This window comes from Streptomyces sp. NPDC056361 (assembly GCF_042262805.1).
In the GTDB taxonomy this organism is placed as follows: Bacteria; Actinomycetota; Actinomycetes; order Streptomycetales; family Streptomycetaceae; genus Streptomyces.
Window position 1 is genome coordinate 1 of the sequence record NZ_JBHJQI010000173.1, and the last position, 16,888, is coordinate 16,888.

General features: G+C 71.9%; 14 protein-coding genes and 1 other RNA gene. 2 read left to right on the forward strand and 13 right to left on the reverse strand.

Annotation, left to right across the window (positions count from 1 at the left end; all coding sequences use genetic code 11):
• Positions 1–201: 201 nt before the first annotated feature.
• From ACFCY7_RS35530 to ACFCY7_RS35560, 7 genes are all read right to left on the reverse strand, one after another.
• On the reverse strand, positions 202–483 hold the full coding sequence (locus tag ACFCY7_RS35530; protein ID WP_017237029.1) for an HU family DNA-binding protein: 282 nt from the start codon (positions 481–483) through the stop codon (positions 202–204).
• A gap of 322 nt (positions 484–805) precedes the next feature.
• Entirely contained in the window at positions 806–2,236 is a 1,431-nt protein-coding gene (locus ACFCY7_RS35535; RefSeq protein ID WP_376490206.1) for an NAD-dependent malic enzyme, read from the reverse strand.
• Positions 2,237–2,640: 404 nt separating this feature from the next.
• Entirely contained in the window at positions 2,641–4,971 is a 2,331-nt protein-coding gene (locus ACFCY7_RS35540; RefSeq protein ID WP_376490207.1) for a HelD family protein, read from the reverse strand.
• Positions 4,972–5,033: 62 nt separating this feature from the next.
• Positions 5,034–5,588, reverse strand: a complete 555-nt coding sequence (locus ACFCY7_RS35545; protein WP_376490208.1) for a GNAT family N-acetyltransferase — start codon at positions 5,586–5,588, stop codon at positions 5,034–5,036.
• 507 nt (positions 5,589–6,095) lie between these two features.
• Complete coding sequence (locus ACFCY7_RS35550) at positions 6,096–7,232, reverse strand: uroporphyrinogen-III synthase (RefSeq protein WP_376490209.1); 1,137 nt, start codon at positions 7,230–7,232, stop codon at positions 6,096–6,098.
• 84 nt (positions 7,233–7,316) lie between these two features.
• Positions 7,317–8,672 carry a nitrate/nitrite transporter gene (locus ACFCY7_RS35555; protein ID WP_376490210.1) on the reverse strand — a complete coding sequence of 452 codons (1,356 nt, stop codon included), beginning with the start codon at positions 8,670–8,672 and terminating at the stop codon, positions 7,317–7,319.
• 238 nt (positions 8,673–8,910) lie between these two features.
• Positions 8,911–9,885, reverse strand: coding sequence for a LysR family transcriptional regulator (locus ACFCY7_RS35560; RefSeq protein WP_376490211.1), 975 nt, complete (start codon positions 9,883–9,885; stop codon positions 8,911–8,913).
• Between the two features lie 83 nt (positions 9,886–9,968).
• Between ACFCY7_RS35560 and ACFCY7_RS35565 the strand changes: the two genes are divergently transcribed.
• Entirely contained in the window at positions 9,969–11,282 is a 1,314-nt protein-coding gene (locus tag ACFCY7_RS35565; protein ID WP_376490212.1) for an MFS transporter, read from the forward strand.
• 49 nt (positions 11,283–11,331) lie between these two features.
• On the opposite strand, the gene ssrA is transcribed toward ACFCY7_RS35565, so the two are convergent.
• From ssrA to ftsE, 5 genes are all read right to left on the reverse strand, one after another.
• Positions 11,332–11,725, reverse strand: a transfer-messenger RNA (tmRNA) gene (gene ssrA, locus ACFCY7_RS35570).
• Between the two features lie 89 nt (positions 11,726–11,814).
• Positions 11,815–12,354: an SsrA-binding protein SmpB gene (gene smpB, locus ACFCY7_RS35575; protein ID WP_367824892.1), complete on the reverse strand. Its 540-nt coding sequence runs from the start codon at positions 12,352–12,354 to the stop codon at positions 11,815–11,817.
• An 18-nt stretch (positions 12,355–12,372) separates the two neighbouring features.
• Positions 12,373–13,566 carry a S41 family peptidase gene (locus tag ACFCY7_RS35580; RefSeq protein WP_376490213.1) on the reverse strand — a complete coding sequence of 398 codons (1,194 nt, stop codon included), beginning with the start codon at positions 13,564–13,566 and terminating at the stop codon, positions 12,373–12,375.
• Positions 13,567–13,644: 78 nt separating this feature from the next.
• Positions 13,645–14,562, reverse strand: coding sequence for a permease-like cell division protein FtsX (ftsX, locus tag ACFCY7_RS35585; protein ID WP_376490214.1), 918 nt, complete (start codon positions 14,560–14,562; stop codon positions 13,645–13,647).
• 29 nt (positions 14,563–14,591) lie between these two features.
• Positions 14,592–15,281, reverse strand: coding sequence for a cell division ATP-binding protein FtsE (gene ftsE, locus ACFCY7_RS35590; RefSeq protein ID WP_030692056.1), 690 nt, complete (start codon positions 15,279–15,281; stop codon positions 14,592–14,594).
• A gap of 234 nt (positions 15,282–15,515) precedes the next feature.
• Between ftsE and ACFCY7_RS35595 the strand changes: the two genes are divergently transcribed.
• Positions 15,516–15,698, forward strand: a complete 183-nt coding sequence (locus tag ACFCY7_RS35595; RefSeq protein ID WP_376490215.1) for a hypothetical protein — start codon at positions 15,516–15,518, stop codon at positions 15,696–15,698.
• A gap of 93 nt (positions 15,699–15,791) precedes the next feature.
• Here ACFCY7_RS35595 and ACFCY7_RS35600 read toward each other — a convergent pair whose 3' ends face one another.
• Positions 15,792–16,469: an LPXTG cell wall anchor domain-containing protein gene (locus tag ACFCY7_RS35600; RefSeq protein WP_376490216.1), complete on the reverse strand. Its 678-nt coding sequence runs from the start codon at positions 16,467–16,469 to the stop codon at positions 15,792–15,794.
• Positions 16,470–16,888 lie beyond the last annotated feature (419 nt).

Here is a 16,888-nt window from a genome sequence, read left to right on the forward strand (position 1 = left end):
CAAATTCCCGCCGGCGCCCGCGTCTTTTTTCTAAACCACACGGGCCCTCCCCCCCCGGGGCCCCCCCCCCCGCGGGCCGCCCCCCCGGGCGGCCCCCCCCGCTGTAAGGCGTCACGGCCCCTCACGGGCCCGTACACGCGCGAACGAAAGGGCGGCCACCCCCTGACAGGGTGGCCGCCCTTTCTGCGCCTCTAGGCCGCCTTACTTGCCCTTGGCGGCTTCCTTGAGCTTCGAGCCCGCGGAGACCTTCACGCTGTAGCCGGCCGGGATGTTGATCGGGTCGCCGGTCTGCGGGTTACGAGCGGTGCGAGCGGCACGGTGGGTGCGCTCGAAGGTCAGGAAGCCGGGGATGGTGACCTTCTCGTCACCCTTGGCGACGACCTCACCGACGGTCTCGGCGAGAGCGGCCAGCACGGCGTCGGCGTCCTTGCGGGTCACCTCGGCGCGGTCGGCCAGGGCGGCCACCAGCTCACTGCGGTTCATGTTGTTACTCCCGTGTTCTTCTTGCCTGTGAGGCGTGCCACGCGGCGGAAGCCGCGCGATTGGGTACAGCGAAGCCGATGCTGCCAGGGCCTTCGGACAGTCCCCGGACCCGGGTCTAATGACAGACCCTCGCGCCCAAACACGCATCCTGCCCCCACCAGCGGCGGGAACGCCAATCCGGCACCCCCTGGGGTCACACGAAAAGCGCCAGAGCCCCGCCGCGGTGACGTTCTGTCGACTCCCGCCGACTCCGCGAAAGACACGCGGAGCCGAAAAGCAACCCTAAAGGCGGGTTTACGGCTCCGCGAATCGCGACGCGCCGTCAGCGCCCGCTCGGCGCACCGCCGGAGGTCGCCGCCTTCGCCGCGGTGCGCACCGCGCCGGCGACCGCGCCCGCGACCTTGTCGTTGAAGACGGACGGGATGATGTAGTTCGGGTTCAGCTCGTCCTCGGTGACGACGTCGGCGAGGGCCGAGGCGGCCGCCAGCATCATCTCCGTGTTGACGGTGCGGGACTGGGCGTCGAGCAGGCCGCGGAAGACACCGGGGAAGACCAGCACGTTGTTGATCTGGTTCGGGAAGTCCGAGCGGCCGGTGGCGACGACGGCGGCCGTCTGGCGCGCGGCGGCCGGGTCGACCTCCGGGTCGGGGTTCGCGAGCGCGAACACGATGGCGCCCTCCGCCATGGCGGCGACGTCCTCCGCGCCGAGCAGGTTCGGGGCCGAGACGCCGATGAAGACGTCCGCGCCGACGACGGCCTGCTTGAGGGTGCCGGTGACGCCCTCGGGGTTGGTGTTGTCGGCGATCCAGCGCAGCGGCGAGTCCGCCGGGGCGTCCACCAGGTCGGTGCGGTCCGCGTGCACGACGCCGTGGATGTCGGCGACGACGGCGTGCTTGACGCCCGCCGCGATCAGCAGCTTCAGGATGGCCGTACCGGCCGCGCCGGCACCGGACATGACGACCCGTACGTCGCCGATGCCCTTGCCGACCACGCGCAGCGCGTTGGTGAGGGCGGCGAGGACGACGATGGCGGTGCCGTGCTGGTCGTCGTGGAAGACGGGGATGTCGAGGGCCTCGCGCAGCCGGGCCTCGATCTCGAAGCAGCGCGGCGCCGAGATGTCCTCCAGGTTGATGCCCGCGAAGCCGGGGGCGATCGCCTTGACGATCGCGACGATCTCGTCGGTGTCCTGGGTGTCCAGGCAGATCGGCCAGGCGTCGATGCCGGCGAAGCGCTTGAACAGGGCGGCCTTGCCCTCCATGACGGGCAGCGAGGCCATCGGGCCGATGTTGCCGAGGCCGAGGACGGCGGAGCCGTCGGTGACGACCGCGACGGAGTTGCGCTTGATGGTGAGGCGGCGGGCGTCCTCGGGGTTCTCGGCGATGGCCATGCACACGCGGGCGACGCCCGGGGTGTAGATCATGGACAGGTCGTCACGGTTGCGGATGGGGTGCTTCGACGCCATCTCGATCTTGCCGCCGAGGTGCATCAGGAACGTACGGTCGGAGACCTTGCCGAGGACGACGCCCTCGATCGTGCGCAGCTGCTCGACGATCTCGTCGGCGTGCGCGGTGGAGGTCGCGGCGATGGTGACGTCGATGCGGAGCTTCTCGTGGCCGGAGGCGGTCACGTCGAGGCCGGTGACGGATCCGCCGTGGGACTCCACCGCCGTGGTGAGCTGGGAGACCGCGGTTCCGCTCGCGGGAACCTCCAGCCGGACCGTCATCGAGTACGAGACGCTGGGCGCCGTTGCCATGGCCGAGTTCCTCTGCTTTCCCTGAGCTTCGTTGCTACGCCGCCCCGGCTGGTTGCCTGGCGGCGCCCTCCGATGGTCGCACCTACCTGCCAGTAGCAGTTAATGCGGTCATTTTGTTTTCGGAAAGTAGTTTCCACCATACGAGAAGTCCCGGGGAAACAGAAGAGGCCCCCGTCACCAGTGGTGACGGGGGCCTCAACTTCGTACGTACGTCTAAGTGGCACCGACCCGCCATGCTCGCCTCGCGGCAAGTGGTCCCTCTGAGGGACGAAGGTTGGGCCCGGGGGCTTGGATCGAGCCGGTGCCACGACAAGGCTAACAAACCACCCTGGTCGGTGATTCCAGCGCCACAGGTTGACCTGAAATCGGCCCCGCGGTCTTGACCGGCCGCGGGGCCGCGCCGATCAGTCCCGCAGCAGGTCGGGGACCCCCGCGCCGTCCGGCATGTCACGGTCGCCCGAGAGCACCGTCAGGGCCTGCGTGGACCGGGTCAGGGCCACGTAGAGCACCCGCAGGCCGGCCGGGGACTCGTCCGCGATCTCCGCGGGCGAGACGACCACCGTGGCGTCGTACTCCAGCCCCTTCGCCTCCAGGGAACCGAGCGCCACCACCCGGTCGCCCAGCTCGGCGAGCCAGCCGGCCGCCTCCTTGCGCCGGTTCATGGCGACGACGACGCCGACCGTGCCCTCCACCCGCTCCAGGAGCAGTCGCGCCTCGGACCGAACGGTTTCGGCCAGATCCGCCTTCTCCGGGACCGCGACGAAGCGGGGCTCGACGCCCGTCGAGCGGACCGCGCGCGGCGACTCCTTGCCCGGCATGGCCAGCGCGAGGACCTTGGCGGCGAGCTCGGCGATCTCGGCCGGGTTCCGGTAGTTCACCGTCAGCTCGAAACGGCGCCGCGGCCGGGTGCCGAGGGCCTCGTCCCGGGCCTCCGCGGCCTCGTCCGGATCCGACCAGGAGGACTGCGCCGGGTCGCCCACGACCGTCCAGGTGGCGTGCCGGCCGCGCCGCCCGACCATCCGCCACTGCATCGGCGTCAGGTCCTGCGCCTCGTCGACGATCACGTGCGCGTACTCGGTGCGCTCCGCCGCCAGCCGCTCGGCCCGCTCGCGCTGCGTCTCCTCGCGCACGGGCATGAGCTCCTCCAGGCCCGTCAGCTGGTCCAGCGGGTCGTACTCCCGCTTCCTGCGGGGCCGCGCCGGGGCGCCGACGAGGGTGTACAGCTCGTCGAGGAGGGCCACGTCGTGCACCGAGAGCTCCCGGCGGCGCAGCGAGCGGGCGAGCCGCCGCACCTCGCCGGGGTTCAGGATCCGGCGGGCCCAGCGGCCGAGCCGCCGCTCGTCGGCCATCGCGTCGAGGACCTGGCGCGGAGTGAGCTCCGGCCACCAGGCGTCGAGGAACGCGAGGAACGAGTCCTCGGTGGAGACGTCCTCGTCGAAGGAGGAGCGCAGCTCCGCCGCGAGCTCGGGGTCGCTGTGCCGGCCCGAGGCGCCCGACCTCGCGTACAGCGCGTCGAGGAGCAGGCGGCGGGCGCGCGGGCGCAGCAGGTTGACGGGGGCGGTGCCGCCCAGGACGTTGTGGCGGATCCGCCGCAGGTCCTCGGCCTCCAGCTCGATGCGGCGGCCGAAGGCCACGACACGCAGGCGCGTGGGCGTGCCCGCGGGCGCCTGCGCCTCGTCCTCGCCCAGCTCGGGCTGGTTCCTCGGAGCCGGGGTCTCCAGGGCGCCGCGGGCCGCCTTGCGCAGCACGTGGAGCATGCGGGACGAACCCTTGATCCGGGCCACGGCCGGCTCGTCGTACGCGGTGGCCTCGGCTCCGTCGACGAGCGACCCGACCGCGCGGATCGCGACCTGGCCCTCCTCGCCGAGCGAGGGCAGGACGCCCTCGGTGTACGAGACGAGGAGCGGGGTCGGCGAGACGATCAGGATGCCGCCCGCGTACCGCCGCCGGTCCTGGTAGAGCAGATACGCGGCCCGGTGCAGCGCGACCGCCGTCTTCCCGGTGCCCGGCCCGCCCTCGACGTACGTGACGGAGGCGGCGGGCGCGCGGATGACCAGGTCCTGCTCGGCCTGGATGCTGGACACGATGTCGCGCATCGTGTGGCTGCGGGCCTGGCCGAGCGCGGCCATCAGGGCGCCGTCGCCGATGACGGGCAGCTCGTTCCCGTCGAGGGTGGCCCGGAGCTCCGGACGCATCAGGTCGTCCTCGACACCGAGCACCTGGCGGCCCTTGGAACGGATGACCCGGCGGCGCACGACCCGGCCCGGGTCGACCGGGGTCGACCGGTAGAACGGCGCGGCGGCGGGCGCGCGCCAGTCGATCACCAGGGGGGCGTAGTCCGAGTCGAGGACGCCGATCCGCCCGATGTGGAGGGTCTCCCCGATGTCCGCGGTGTTGTCGGGGCGCACGGCGTCCTCGGCGGGCTCCACGGAGGTGTAGGCGCCGTCGGGGCCCTTCTTCCCGTCCTTGCCGTACAGCAGGTCGATCCGGCCGAAGAGGAAGTCCTCGAACTCGTTGTTGAGCCGGTTGAGGTGGATGCCGGCCCGGAACACCTGGGCGTCGCGCTCGGCGAGGGCGCCGGGCGTACCGACCTGACCCCGCTGGGCGGCGTCGTTCATCAGGAACTCCGCCTCGTGGATCTTCTCCTCGAGGCGGCGGTAGACCTGATCCAGATGTTCCTGCTCGACACCGATCTCACGGTCTCTGACCGTGTCCACGGCTTCCTGCGCGGCCACTAAGGCCCCCTTCTCACGTGCACTGGGCAGCCGTCGAGCGTACGCCACCGGGGGGTGCCGTGTCAGGCGCGATCACCGTCCGCCGGAAGATCGCCCGGAACGCCCGGCGGCGGGCCGTCGTGCAGCACCCGCTGGAAGAGGTGGTGGTCACGCCAGTCCCCGGCGATGTGCAGATACCGCGGCGCCGTCCCGATCCGCACGAACCCGCCTTTCTCCAGGACCCGTTGCGACGCGTGGTTGTCCAGCATCGTGCACGCCTCGATCCGGTGCAGCCCCAGCTCCTCGCGGGCCGCCCGGCACACCTCGTCGACGAGCGCCGACGCCACGCCGCGGCCTGTGTACGCCTCGTCCACCCAGTACCCCAGCGACGCGCTGCAGAACGGCCCCCGCACGATCCCCGACAGGATCGCCGCCCCCACGATCCGCTCCCCGTCCACGGCGAACCAGCGCGCGCCCCCGTCCGCCAGCCTCTCCGCCTGCGCCTCCGCCGTGTAATACCCCTCCGCCCGGTACGGCTCCCTCGGCCTCATGTACCGCCGGTTCCTCACCAGCGCCGCCGCCAACTCCTCGGCGTCACCCGCCCCACCCGCCCGAACCCCAATCCCCTCAACACCCATCCCCGTACGCTAACCCCCCTCGCACCACACCCTCCCCCGCCGGGCCCGCGCCACCGCCCGCCACCCACCACCGCTTGGGCCCGCGCGCCAGCTGCGGCCCCGCCGCCGGCCGTCGCCCACCCCCGTGTGAGCCCGCGCGGCCATCCGCGGCCCTGCCACCCACCGTCGACTGAGCCCGCGCGCCGGCCGCCGCCCGTCGCCCACCTCCGTGTGGGCAATCGTCCCGCAGGGCGGGACGGGTGGGCACACGGGACGGCGCCCTCGGCGGCGCCCCCGCCCCCTGCGCCTACCCGCACCCATAGCGCGACGCGCACCCGGTGCGGGTTCAGGCGCGGAAGCCTAGGCCCGGCAGAGGGCGCCGTCCGTTGTGCCCACCCGTCCCGCCCCTGGCGGACGATTGCCCACAACGGGCGGGGCGTCGTCCGAGCGGGGTGAGGGCCCACAACGGGGTGGGGCGACGGCCCGCAGTGGGGGCGGGCCCGGGGATGGGCGCGGGTGGGTGTGGGGTCAGCCGTCGTATTTTTCTTCGGCGGCGGCATCGAGGGCGAGCCGGTAGCCGCGCTTCACGACGGTCTGGATGAGCTTGGGCGTACCGAGCGCGGTACGGAGCCGCGCCATCGCGGTCTCGACGGCGTGCTCGTCGCGCCCGGCACCGGGAAGGGCGCGGAGGAGGTCGGCGCGGGAGACGACCCAGCCGGGCCGACGGGCGAGGAGGTCGAGGAGGGCCATGCCGGCGGGCGGGACGGGCCGGAGCGCCCCGTCGACGAGGACGGCGTGGCCGCGGACCTCGACGCGGTGCCCGGCGACGGGCAGGACGCGGGAGCGGCCGGGGAGTTCGCGGCAGAGGAGTTGGACGAGGGGGCCGAGCCGGAACCGTTCGGGCTGGTGGGTGTCGATGGCCTCGGCCTGGAGCGGGAGCGCGGTCACGGGGCCGACGCAGACGGCGAGCACGTCGTGCCGGAGCGCCTCGACGAGTTCGTCCCGTACGCCCTTCTCGGCGGCGCGGGCGAGCAGCGAGACGGCGGCGGGGGCGCTGGTGAAGGTCACCGCGTCGAGGCTGCGGGCGAGGGTCGCGTCGAGGAGCCGGTCGAGGGGCCCGGTGTCCTCGGGGGCCATCCAGCGGTAGACGGGGACGCCGACGACTTCGGCGCCGCCGGCGGTGAGGGCCTCGACGAAGCCGGGGAGGGGTTCTCCGTGCAGTTGGAGGGCGATGCGGCGGCCCGCGACGCCTTCGGCGAGGAGCCGTTCGAGGACCTCGGCCATGGATTCCGAGGAGGGCGACCAGGACTCGGTGAGTCCGGCGGCCCGGACGGCGCCCTTGACCTTGGGGCCGCGGGCGAGGAGTTCGACGTCGCGCAGGGCGGTGAGGAGTTCCTCGCCGCATCCCCAGCCTTCGGCGGCCTCGACCCAGCCCCGGAAGCCGATCGCCGTGGTGGCGACGACGACGTCCGGGGTGTGGCCGATGATCTCCTTGGTGGCGGCGAGGAGTTCGGTGTCGTCCGCGAGGGGCACGATCCGCAGTGCGGGTCCGTGGACGACGGCCGCGCCGCGCCGGCGCAGCAGCGCGATGAGTTCGTCCGCGCGCCGCGCCGCGGTGACGCCGACGGTGAAGCCGGCGAGGGGGCCGTGTTCTTGCTCGTCCATGGTTCCAGAGCCTGACGGGGACGCGTGACGGATGAGGTTCGCCAGTATTTCCTGGTCGTTACGGTCCGCGCCTGGCATCCGGGGTCACACCTCGGCGTAACCGGGCCGGGGCTCCGGTTCCGTGACGGCCTCGGCGGTCTCGGGCACGGGCGAGGGGTTGCGAAGGTATACCGCCCAGGTGACGGCCATGCAGGCCGCGTAGAAGGCGAGGAAGGCGACGAAGGCTCCGGTGCCGGTGCCGGCGGTCTGGAAGGACTGGCGGAAGGCGAGGTTGATGCCGAGGCCGCCGAGTGCGCCGACGGCGCCGATGAGGCCCATGGAGGCGCCGGAGAGCCGGCGTCCGTAGGCTTCGGCGGTCTCGCCGGAGAGGCCCTTGCGGTGTCCCTGGGCGAGGAAGATCGCCGGGATCATCTTGTAGGTGGAGCCGTTGCCGAGGCCGCTGAGGACGAAGAGTCCGATGAAGCCGACGAGGAAGACGGTGAGGGATTCGACGACGGAGGCGTAGATCACCACGCCGGTCGCCGCGGCCATCGCGGCGAAGGTCCACAGGGTGATGCGGGCGCCGCCGTGCCGGTCGGCGAGGGAGCCGCCGACGGGCCGGATGAGGGAGCCGAGGAGCGGGCCGATGAAGGTGAGGGACGCGGCCTGGAGCGGGGTGCGGCCGAACTGGGTCTGGAGCACGAGGCCGAAGGCGAAGCTGTAGCCGATGAACGAGCCGAAGGTGCCGATGTACAGGAAGGCCATGATCCAGGTGTGGCGGGCCGTGACGGCTTCCTTGACGGCGCCGGTGTCGTTCTTGACGGGCGCGAGGTTGTCCATGAAGAGCGCGGAGCAGACGGCGGCGACGACGACGAGCGGCAGGTAGACGCCGAGCACGATCCTGGGGTGCATCGCTCCGGCGGTGCCGATGACGAGGAGCCCGACGAGCTGGACGACGGGGACGCCGATGTTGCCGCCGCCGGCGTTGAGGCCGAGCGCCCAGCCCTTCTTGCGCAGCGGGAAGAAGGCGTTGATGTTGGTCATCGAGGAGGCGAAGTTGCCGCCGCCGACGCCGGTGAGCGCGGCCACCAGGACGAAGGTGGTGTACGAGGTGCCGGGCTCCATCACCGCGAACGCGAAGCCGATGGGCAGCAGGAGCAGCAGGGCGCTGAAGATCGTCCAGTTGCGGCCGCCGAAGCGGGCGACGGCGAAGGTGTACGGGATCCGGATCAGCGCGCCGACGAGGGTCGCGGTCGCGATCAGGAAGAACTTGCCCGCCGGGTCGATGCCGTACTGCGGTCCCATGAAGAGCACCATCACGGACCAGAGGCTCCATACGGAGAAGCCGATGTGCTCGGAGAAGACGGAGAAGAGCAGGTTCCGCCGTGCGATCTTCTCCCCCTTCTCGCGCCAGAAGGTCTCGTCCTCCGGTTCCCAGCGTTCGATCCAACGGCCGCCCATGTCGCACCTCCGCGGTGTCGGGTCCTGAGGCGTCCACAGCCCCGGTCCTCCTGTCTCCGACGCTAGGGAGGCCGCGTTTCAGGCCGGTGCCGCGAGGTGACGGGTGCGGAACCTTGCTCTCACCCGGAGCGCGGGCTCCCTGTGAGCGCCCCCGCATTCTGGGCCCTTCCCGCTCCCGGCCCGCTCTCGGCCCGCTCCCGGCCCGCTCAAGCGGCACTGGACCCGCCGGGCCGCCCGCTCACGCGCCGCTCGGCGCGGGCAGGCCCGGCTCGTCCTCGGGCAGCCAGGAGGCGGGCGGGCGCGTCTGCATGCCTTCCCCGGCACCGATCTCGGCGGCGGCGGTCCGCAGGGCGTCGAGGCCGGGATGGCGCAGTCCCTTGCGCCACACCAGGCTCACGGGCGACAGGGGTACGGGGTCGACGAGCGGCCGCAGGACGCATCCCGGCATGTGCGGGAAGTCGACGACGACGAGGACCGGGTGGCGGTACTTGGCCATGATGCGCCGGAACTCCTCGTGGCCGACGGCGAGCGGCGCGGGCGGGGCGACCTCGATGCCGCGCCCGGCGAAGAGCCGGGCGGCGAGGTCGGTCCACTCGGTGGTGCGGTCGTTCCCCGCGCCCGCGTAGACCCGTTCGCCGGCGAGGGCGGCGAGCGGCACCTCGGGCAGGCGGGCGAGCGGGTGGTCGTCGGGGAGCAGGACGGCCATCGGCTCGTACCGGACGAACTGGGCGTCGAGCCGCGTCCTGAGCCCGGCGTCGAGCCCTCCGTACCGGCCGAAGGACGTGTCGAGGCGGCCGGCGAGGATCTCGCGGACGGCTCCGGTGAGTCCGCTCTCGAAGCGGGCCATCAGCTCCTGTTCGGGTGCGAGTTCGCGGGCCCGGCGCAGGATGCGCTCCTGGACGAGGCCCGGGGTGTTGAGGTCCACGAGCAGGGGCCGGTGCGCGGCCCGGAAGGCGTCGCGGAGTTCGTCGTGGGCGGCCGACACCCGCCGCGCGTACGGGAGGAGGCGTTCGCCCTCGGGCGTGAGCGCGACCTGCCGGGTGGTCCGTACGAACAGCTCGGCGCCCAACTCGCGCTCCAGGCGCCGGATGTCGCGGCTCAGCGCCTGCTGGGCGACGTAGAGCCGGGCGGCGGCGCGGGTGAAGTGCAGCTCCTCGGCGACGGCGGTGAACGCGCGCAGCAGCCGGGGGTCGATGTCGTACGAGGGGGCCATCGCCGCATTCAACAACACAGGTGCGTGAATGGCCACTGATCAGGTGTTGGACCGCTCCGGCCGCCCCCCGCGACCCTTGGTGCATGCCGCGACCGGACCTCACCCTCACCCCGGCGGGCCCGGCCCTCGCCCCCCGCTACCGCACCCACCCGACCGAACCACCCCGCAACCGCACCCACCCGGCCCCCGTCTCCCGCAACCCCTACCTCCGCCTGTTCGCGATCCCCGGGGCCCGTGCCTTCACCGCGGGGAACATGGCCGCCCGACTGCCCATGGGCATGTTCGGCATCAGCGCCGTGATCATGGTCGCGGCGCGCTACGACTCGTACGCCCTGGCCGGGGCGGTCACCGCCACGGCCCTGGGCGCCGGAGCGCTGACCGGCCCCTGGATCGCCCGGCTGATCGACCGGTACGGCCAGGCCCGGGTCGCGGTCCCCGCCGCGGTCCACGCGGTCCTCGGCCGCGTGCTGCTGGTCCTCTGCGTCCACGAGCGGGCGCCCGTCTGGACGCTGTTCGCCGTCACGGCGCTCACCGCCACCCTGCCGAACACGGGCGGGATGTCCCGGGCCCGCTGGGCCCACCTGCTCCGGGGCGACCCGGAGTCCCTGCACACCGCCAACTCCTTCGAGCAGGCCGCCGACGAACTCTGCTTCATGCTCGGCCCGGTGCTCGCCGCGCTCCTCTGCTCGGCGCTCTTCCCGGAGGCGGGCACCCTCGTCGCCGCCGTCCTCTGCCTCGCCGGGATCCTGCTCTTCACCGCCCAGCGCGCCACCGAACCGCCGGTCGCCCCGCGCACCTCCCACTGCTCGCCGCTGCGCGCCCCCGGCATGGCTCCCCTCCTCGCGGTGTTCCTCGCCACCGGGGCGGTCTTCGGCGCGATGGAGGTGGTGGCCCTCGCGTACGTGGACGGCCCCCTCGCCGGTCCCGTCCTGGCCCTCCAGGCCGCCGGCTCCTGCGCGGCGGGCCTCCTCTACGGCCGCGTCCGGCGCACCGCCCGGCTGCCCGCCTGCCTGGCGGCGATGACCGCGCTCATGACCGTGCCGCTGCTCGCCGCCACGACCGGCTCCCTCCCCGCCCTGGCCGCCGCCCTCCTCGTCGCGGGCATGGCCACCGCCCCGACCATGGTCACCGGCACGGGCCTCGTCCAACGCCTCACCCCGGAGTCCCAGCTCAACGAAGGCATGACCCTCGCCGTCACCGCGCTCCTCGCCGGGGTCTCCGCGGGCTCCGCCGCCGGGGGCTGGGCGGCCGACCACTCCCCCTTCCCCGCCTTCGGCTTCCTCCTCCCCCCGGCCGCGGCCCTCCTCGCCCTCGCCCTCGCGCTCTGCGCGGCGACCGGCCCCGACCGCCGAGCAGACCGGAGGCGGTTCCCGCCCGGTCCGGACGGCCGGGCATGACAAAGGCCCGGCAGTCGTGACGACTGCCGGGCCTCTGCCCACATGGGATGAGTGGAGATGGCGGGAATCGAACCCGCGTCCAACGGTGCGGAATCAGGGCTTCTCCGTGTGCAGTCTGGTACGAGTTTCTCAGCCCTCCGGATCACCCAGACAAGTCCGGAACGGGCTCAGCCACTGTTTGATTTCCCCCCCACCCCCGTGACCGGGGCAGGAGGTTTAGATCCCTAAATGACGCCAGGATCCGGGTCGGGACCACCCCCGGGCTGACGCTCCTCACAGAGGCTTCTGTTCGTTACCTAAAATTAGGCAGCGAGGGCGAAGCGGGAGTTATCGCTCTTGGAGTTGGCGATTATTGGTTGCGACATATGGTTTACGAGATCATTGCCGCTTCCTCGACACGCTTCCCACTGCTTCGACATCCGCTGTCGAAACCGATCATCCCCATGTTGTTTTTTCAAAGGTCGCACCCTCTGTGGGGTGCAAGGCCCATCGTACGTGACCGACGGGTGCCGCCGCCAGCGTATTACCGGCGCTAGGAGGCCTGGGCCGCCCGCTGCTTCCGCTTCGCCGCCGCGATGGCGCGGTTCGTCTCGCGCGTGTCCTGCTTCTCCCGCAGGGTCTGGCGCTTGTCGTACTCCTTCTTGCCCTTGGCGAGCGCGATCTCGCACTTCACCCGGCCGCCCAGGAAGTACAGCGCGAGGGGCACGATCGTGTGACCGGTCTCCTGCGCCTTCGACTCCAGCTTGTCGATCTCGGCGCGGTGCAGCAGCAGCTTGCGCTTCCGCTTCGCCGAGTGGTTGGTCCAGCTGCCCTGCATGTACTCCGGGACGTGGATGTTGTGCAGCCACGCCTCGTGGTCGTCGATCTGGACGAAGCCGTCGACCAGCGAGGCACGGCCCATCCGCAGCGACTTCACCTCCGTGCCCATGAGCACGACGCCGCACTCGTAGGTGTCGATGATGTGGTAGTCGTGGCGCGCCTTCTTGTTCTGCGCGATCAGCTTGCGCTCGGGCGCCTTGTCCGTCGTCTTCTTCGCAGGCTTGCCCTGCACGTTCACGAGTCCCTTTGCCATAGTGCGGTCATTTTCGCACTACGAGCCCCCTCCGAGGCCACTCAATACCGTGCGGGCCCGTTCCTCCGCCCGCTCCCCCGCCGCCAGGTCCGGCGTGATGCCGTTGCCGTCCACGGCGTGACCGGCCGGCGTGCGGTAGTGGCCGACGGTCAGCTCGGCGACCGAGCCGTCCGGCAGGGCGCTCGGCATCTGGACCGAACCCTTGCCGAACGTGCGCGAGCCGACCGTCACCGCCCGCCCCCGGTCCTGGAGCGCGCCCGTCAGGAGCTCGGCCGCGCTCATCGTGCCGCCGTCGATCAACGCGACCAGCGGCCGGCCCGTGTCACCGCCGCCCTCCGCGTACACGGCCCGCTGCTCGCCCCGCACGTCGTACGTGGCGACCAGCCCGCCGTCGAGGAAGGCCGAGGCCGCGACGGCCGCCTCGGCGACCAGCCCGCCCGCGTTGCCCCGCAGGTCCAAGAGGACCCCGGCCCCCGCCGGAGCGGCCCGCACCGCGTCACGCACCCGCGCACCCGCCCCCTTCGTGAAGGCCGCGACCCGGATCAGCAGGGTCCCGTCGTCGAGACGGCGGACGGTGACCGGGTCGGTCACGAGCCGAGCCCTGCGCAGCGTCAGCGTCCACTCGGCACGCCCCCGCTCCACCCGCAGCACCACGGTCGACCCCGGCACCCCGTCCCCGCGGAGCAGCGACACCACCTCGGAGACCGACAGCCCGTCCACGGCCCGCCCGTCCACGGCGACCAGCCGGTCCCCGACCCGCACCCCGGCCCGTCCCGCCGGACCACCGTCCTGCACCCGGGTCACCCGCACCCCGGTCGCCCCCGCCCGGCCCGCGGAAAGCCCGACCCCCGTGTACGCCCCGTCCAGCCCCCGCTCGAACTCGGCGTACTCCCTCTTGTCGTACACCGCCCCCCAGCGGTCACCGCTCCGGCTGACGAACTCCTCCGCCGCCTTCTTCCCCGACTTCCCGTCCGCCATCGCCGCTGCGGCGGCCCGGCTGAGCGCCGCGCTGTCGACGGTCCGCCGGTCACCCGCCGCGAGGTCGCGGAGTTCGCCCCGGGACGCACCCGCCGTCCCCGCCTCGGACTCCTGCCGCGGCAGCGAGCCGGTAGCCGCGGCGGTCGCGAGCACCCCCGCGAACACCAACGTCAAGACGGCCCCACGGAGCACTCCGCGGGGCCGGATACAGAGGCGATCGGTGCCGGTCGGCATGTCGCCCACTCTAGGACAAGACGATGGCGCCGCACGGGCTTTGGCCGTGCGGCGCCATCCGCCGTCAGTGGTGTCTTCTCACACCTTCAGGTACTTGCGCAGTGCGATGAAGGCGGCCACGGCCGGCATGAGGAGGCCGATGGCGATGACGAGGGGGAGCTTGGCGAGGACGGCGTCCCAGCCGATGAAGTTGACGAGCTGCATCTTGTCGGCGAGCGCGATGCCGTGGTCGATGAGGAAGTACCGGCCGACGAGCAGGAGGACGCAGGCGACGGCGCCGCCGAGGAGTCCGGCGAAGGCGGCCTCCATGATGAACGGCATCTGGATGTAGAAGCTGGACGCGCCGACGAGCCGCATGATGCCGGTCTCGCGGCGGCGGCTGAAGGCCGAGACGCGGACGGTGTTGACGATCAGCATCAGCGCGATGACCAGCATCAGGCCCATGACGCCGAGGGCGGCGATGTTCATGCCGTTCATCAGGTCGAACAGGTTCTGCAGGATGTTCCGCTGGTCCTGGACTGACTCGACGCCGTCGCGGCCGGCGAAGGCCGTGGCGACCACCTTGTACTTCTCCGGGTCCTTGAGCTTGACCCGGAACGACTCCTGCATCTGGTCCGGCGTGATGACGGACGCGATGGCGGTGTCGCTGTACTGCTCCTTGTAGTGCTTGAACGCCTCGTCGGCCGACTCGTGGTGGACGTTCTCCACGATGTCCATCTTCTTCAGGTCGGCCTCGATCTGCTCCTTCTGCTGACCGGTGACCGCGCCCTTGGAGCACTTGGGCGCGGTGGCCGCGTCGGTCTTGTTGCAGAGGAAGATGGAGACGTTGACCTTGTCGTACCAGTAGTCCTTCATCGTGCTGACCTGCTCGCGCATGAGCAGCGCGCCGCCGAAGAGGGCGAGCGAGAGGGCCACGGAGACGATGACCGCGAAGGTCATCGTGAGGTTGCGCCGGAGACCGACGCCGATCTCGGAAAGCACGAACTGAGCGCGCATGGGTCTGCTTTCTCCTACTCGCTACAGGCTCAGTGCTGGTATCCGTAGACGCCGCGCGCCTGGTCGCGGACGAGGCGGCCCTTTTCGAGCTCGATGACGCGCTTGCGCATCTGGTCGACGATGTTCTGGTCGTGGGTCGCCATGACGACGGTGGTCCCTGTCCTGTTGATCCGGTCGAGCAGCTTCATGATGCCGACGGAGGTCTGCGGGTCGAGGTTGCCGGTGGGCTCGTCGGCGATCAGCAGCATCGGGCGGTTGACGAAGGCGCGTGCGATGGCGACGCGCTGCTGCTCACCACCCGAGAGTTCACCCGGCATGCGGTCCTCCTTGCCGCCGAGCCCGACGAGGTCGAGCACCTGCGGCACGGCCTTGCGGATCTCGCCGCGCGGCTTGCCGATGACCTCCTGGGCGAAGGCCACGTTCTCGGCGACGGTCTTGTTGGGCAGCAGGCGGAAGTCCTGGAAGACGGTGCCGAGCTGGCGCCGCATCTGCGGCACCTTCCAGTTGGAGAGCCGTGCGAGGTCCTTGCCGAGGACGTGCACCTGGCCCTGGCTGGCGCGCTCCTCACGCAGGAGGAGTCGCAGGAAAGTCGACTTTCCGGAGCCGGAGGAACCGACGAGGAAGACGAACTCCCCCTTCTCGATCTCCAGGGAGACATCCCGGAGCGCGGGGCGGCTCTGCTTCGGATAGGACTTGGAGACGTTGTCGAATCGGATCACGGATGCACCACGGTCGGCCGGGAGTAGGTGTGCGTGACCTTACGCGAACGGGGAAGGCCCGCGCAGTCGCGGTCCTGGCTTGCGCGCTTTATCCTTTTCGCCCTTCCGGTCGAACGGGGACGATCCGGTGGGGCGCGCCGAAACGCCGCGGAGCTGGCACAGTGGTAGGGGGAACGTCCGGGCCCCACCGGACGTTGTCCTGTTGTGTACCCCAGTGCGGGAGGAGGAGAGCGCATGACCTACGACCGACTGGTGTGCGCCAACTGCGCGGCCCCGGTCGCCGAGGGCCGCTGTCCCGTCTGCCGCGCGAGCCGGGAGCGCCTGACCCCCCAGGGTCCGTCGCCCGCGATGCTGCTGACGCTGGCGATCGCGCTGCTGGCGGCCATCGCGCTGCTCGCCGCCGTCCGGACGGTCTGACCGGAGGGCGCGCGGAGCCCATACGAGCCGGAACGACGCGAAGGGCCGGGGAGTGGTCTCCCCGGCCCTTCGTCATGCCCTCACGCGGGTACGTCAGGCAGCGGTACGGCCGCCACCGACGAGACGCGGCAGCATGCGGAAGCCGATGCCGCCGGCGATCATGGTCGCGGCGCCGATGACCAGGAACGAGGTCTCGGCCGCGCCGGTCTCGGCGAGCTCCTCCTTCGCCTGGCCCTGCTGCACGGGCTGCGAGCCGGCGTTGTTGGTGTCGGTGTTGTTGCCGGTGTCCACGCACTCGGCGCCGTCGAGGTCGACGGTGCAGGTGCCGGGGTCACCGCCGTCGGTGGGGTCGCCGTCGCCCGGCGTGGTGGGCGCGGTGGTCTCGCCCGGGCCCGGGTCGGTGGTCTCGCCGCCACCGGGGTGGGTGGTCGGCGGGGTGGTGACCGGCGGGGTGGTGGCCGGGGGCGTGGTGGCCGGCGGGGTGGTGGCCGGCGGCGTGGTGGGCGGAGTGGTCTCCGGCGTGGTGGGCGGAGTGGTCTCCGGCGTCGTGGGCGGAGTGGTCTCCGGCGTGGTCGGCGGCGGCGTGGTCACCGGCGGGTCGTCCGTCTCGCACACGCCGACGGGAGCGCAGGTCGGCGTCGGCGGGGTCACGTCGTTCGCACCGAAGGCGCCCACGGCCTGCGCGGCGCCCGCTGCGGTGAGCGACGCACCGGCGGCGATCACCGCACCGGCGGCGACGCGCGCCATCCGGATTCGCATCTGCTTGGTCATCTGGCTGCTACCCCCAGTAGCTCATCTCGTCATGGGGCAGCGCATCGGGCCCGCGCAGCGGGAGCGGCATCTCAAGCGACTGGACCGGCCCCCGTTCACACGCGTCCCAGGAAAGCGCATGCCAGTACGTCACCCTTCCGATTTTCCGATGAAGCGTCAAGGCCGTTGCGTGCGCAATGCCCGAAAGATCATCAACTGCCCGGCATGTGATGATGCAACTGTGACGTAAACCCTGAACTACGGGCCCCGCGGCGCCAGTTCCCTTGTCGACAAAGCGTCACATGAGGCTCCGTTCCGCTTGCGTCAGCGAACACGCCCCTCCGCGCGGAACGCGTTCGGCCCCGCACCGGAGGGTGCGGGGCCGGACGCGAACGACCCGGGGACCAAACAGTCCAGCAGCTTGCGCCAGCGGAAGCCGG

Excerpts from the sequence above, each read along its gene's own strand:
- ACFCY7_RS35550 (WP_376490209.1), bottom strand. The coding sequence starts at position 7,232 with ATGGACGAGCAAGAACACGGCCCCCTCGCCGGCTTCACCGTCGGCGTC.
- ACFCY7_RS35600 (WP_376490216.1), bottom strand. The coding sequence starts at position 16,469 with ATGACCAAGCAGATGCGAATCCGGATGGCGCGCGTCGCCGCCGGTGCG.
- ACFCY7_RS35545 (WP_376490208.1), bottom strand. The coding sequence starts at position 5,588 with ATGGGTGTTGAGGGGATTGGGGTTCGGGCGGGTGGGGCGGGTGACGCC.
- ACFCY7_RS35565 (WP_376490212.1), top strand. The coding sequence starts at position 9,969 with ATGCCGCGACCGGACCTCACCCTCACCCCGGCGGGCCCGGCCCTCGCC.
- ACFCY7_RS35560 (WP_376490211.1), bottom strand. The coding sequence starts at position 9,885 with ATGGCCCCCTCGTACGACATCGACCCCCGGCTGCTGCGCGCGTTCACC.
- ACFCY7_RS35530 (WP_017237029.1), bottom strand. The coding sequence starts at position 483 with ATGAACCGCAGTGAGCTGGTGGCCGCCCTGGCCGACCGCGCCGAGGTG.
- ACFCY7_RS35580 (WP_376490213.1), bottom strand. The coding sequence starts at position 13,566 with ATGCCGACCGGCACCGATCGCCTCTGTATCCGGCCCCGCGGAGTGCTC.
- ACFCY7_RS35595 (WP_376490215.1), top strand. The coding sequence starts at position 15,516 with ATGACCTACGACCGACTGGTGTGCGCCAACTGCGCGGCCCCGGTCGCC.
- smpB (WP_367824892.1), bottom strand. The coding sequence starts at position 12,354 with ATGGCAAAGGGACTCGTGAACGTGCAGGGCAAGCCTGCGAAGAAGACG.
- ftsX (WP_376490214.1), bottom strand. The coding sequence starts at position 14,562 with ATGCGCGCTCAGTTCGTGCTTTCCGAGATCGGCGTCGGTCTCCGGCGC.
- ACFCY7_RS35535 (WP_376490206.1), bottom strand. The coding sequence starts at position 2,236 with ATGGCAACGGCGCCCAGCGTCTCGTACTCGATGACGGTCCGGCTGGAG.
- ACFCY7_RS35555 (WP_376490210.1), bottom strand. The coding sequence starts at position 8,672 with ATGGGCGGCCGTTGGATCGAACGCTGGGAACCGGAGGACGAGACCTTC.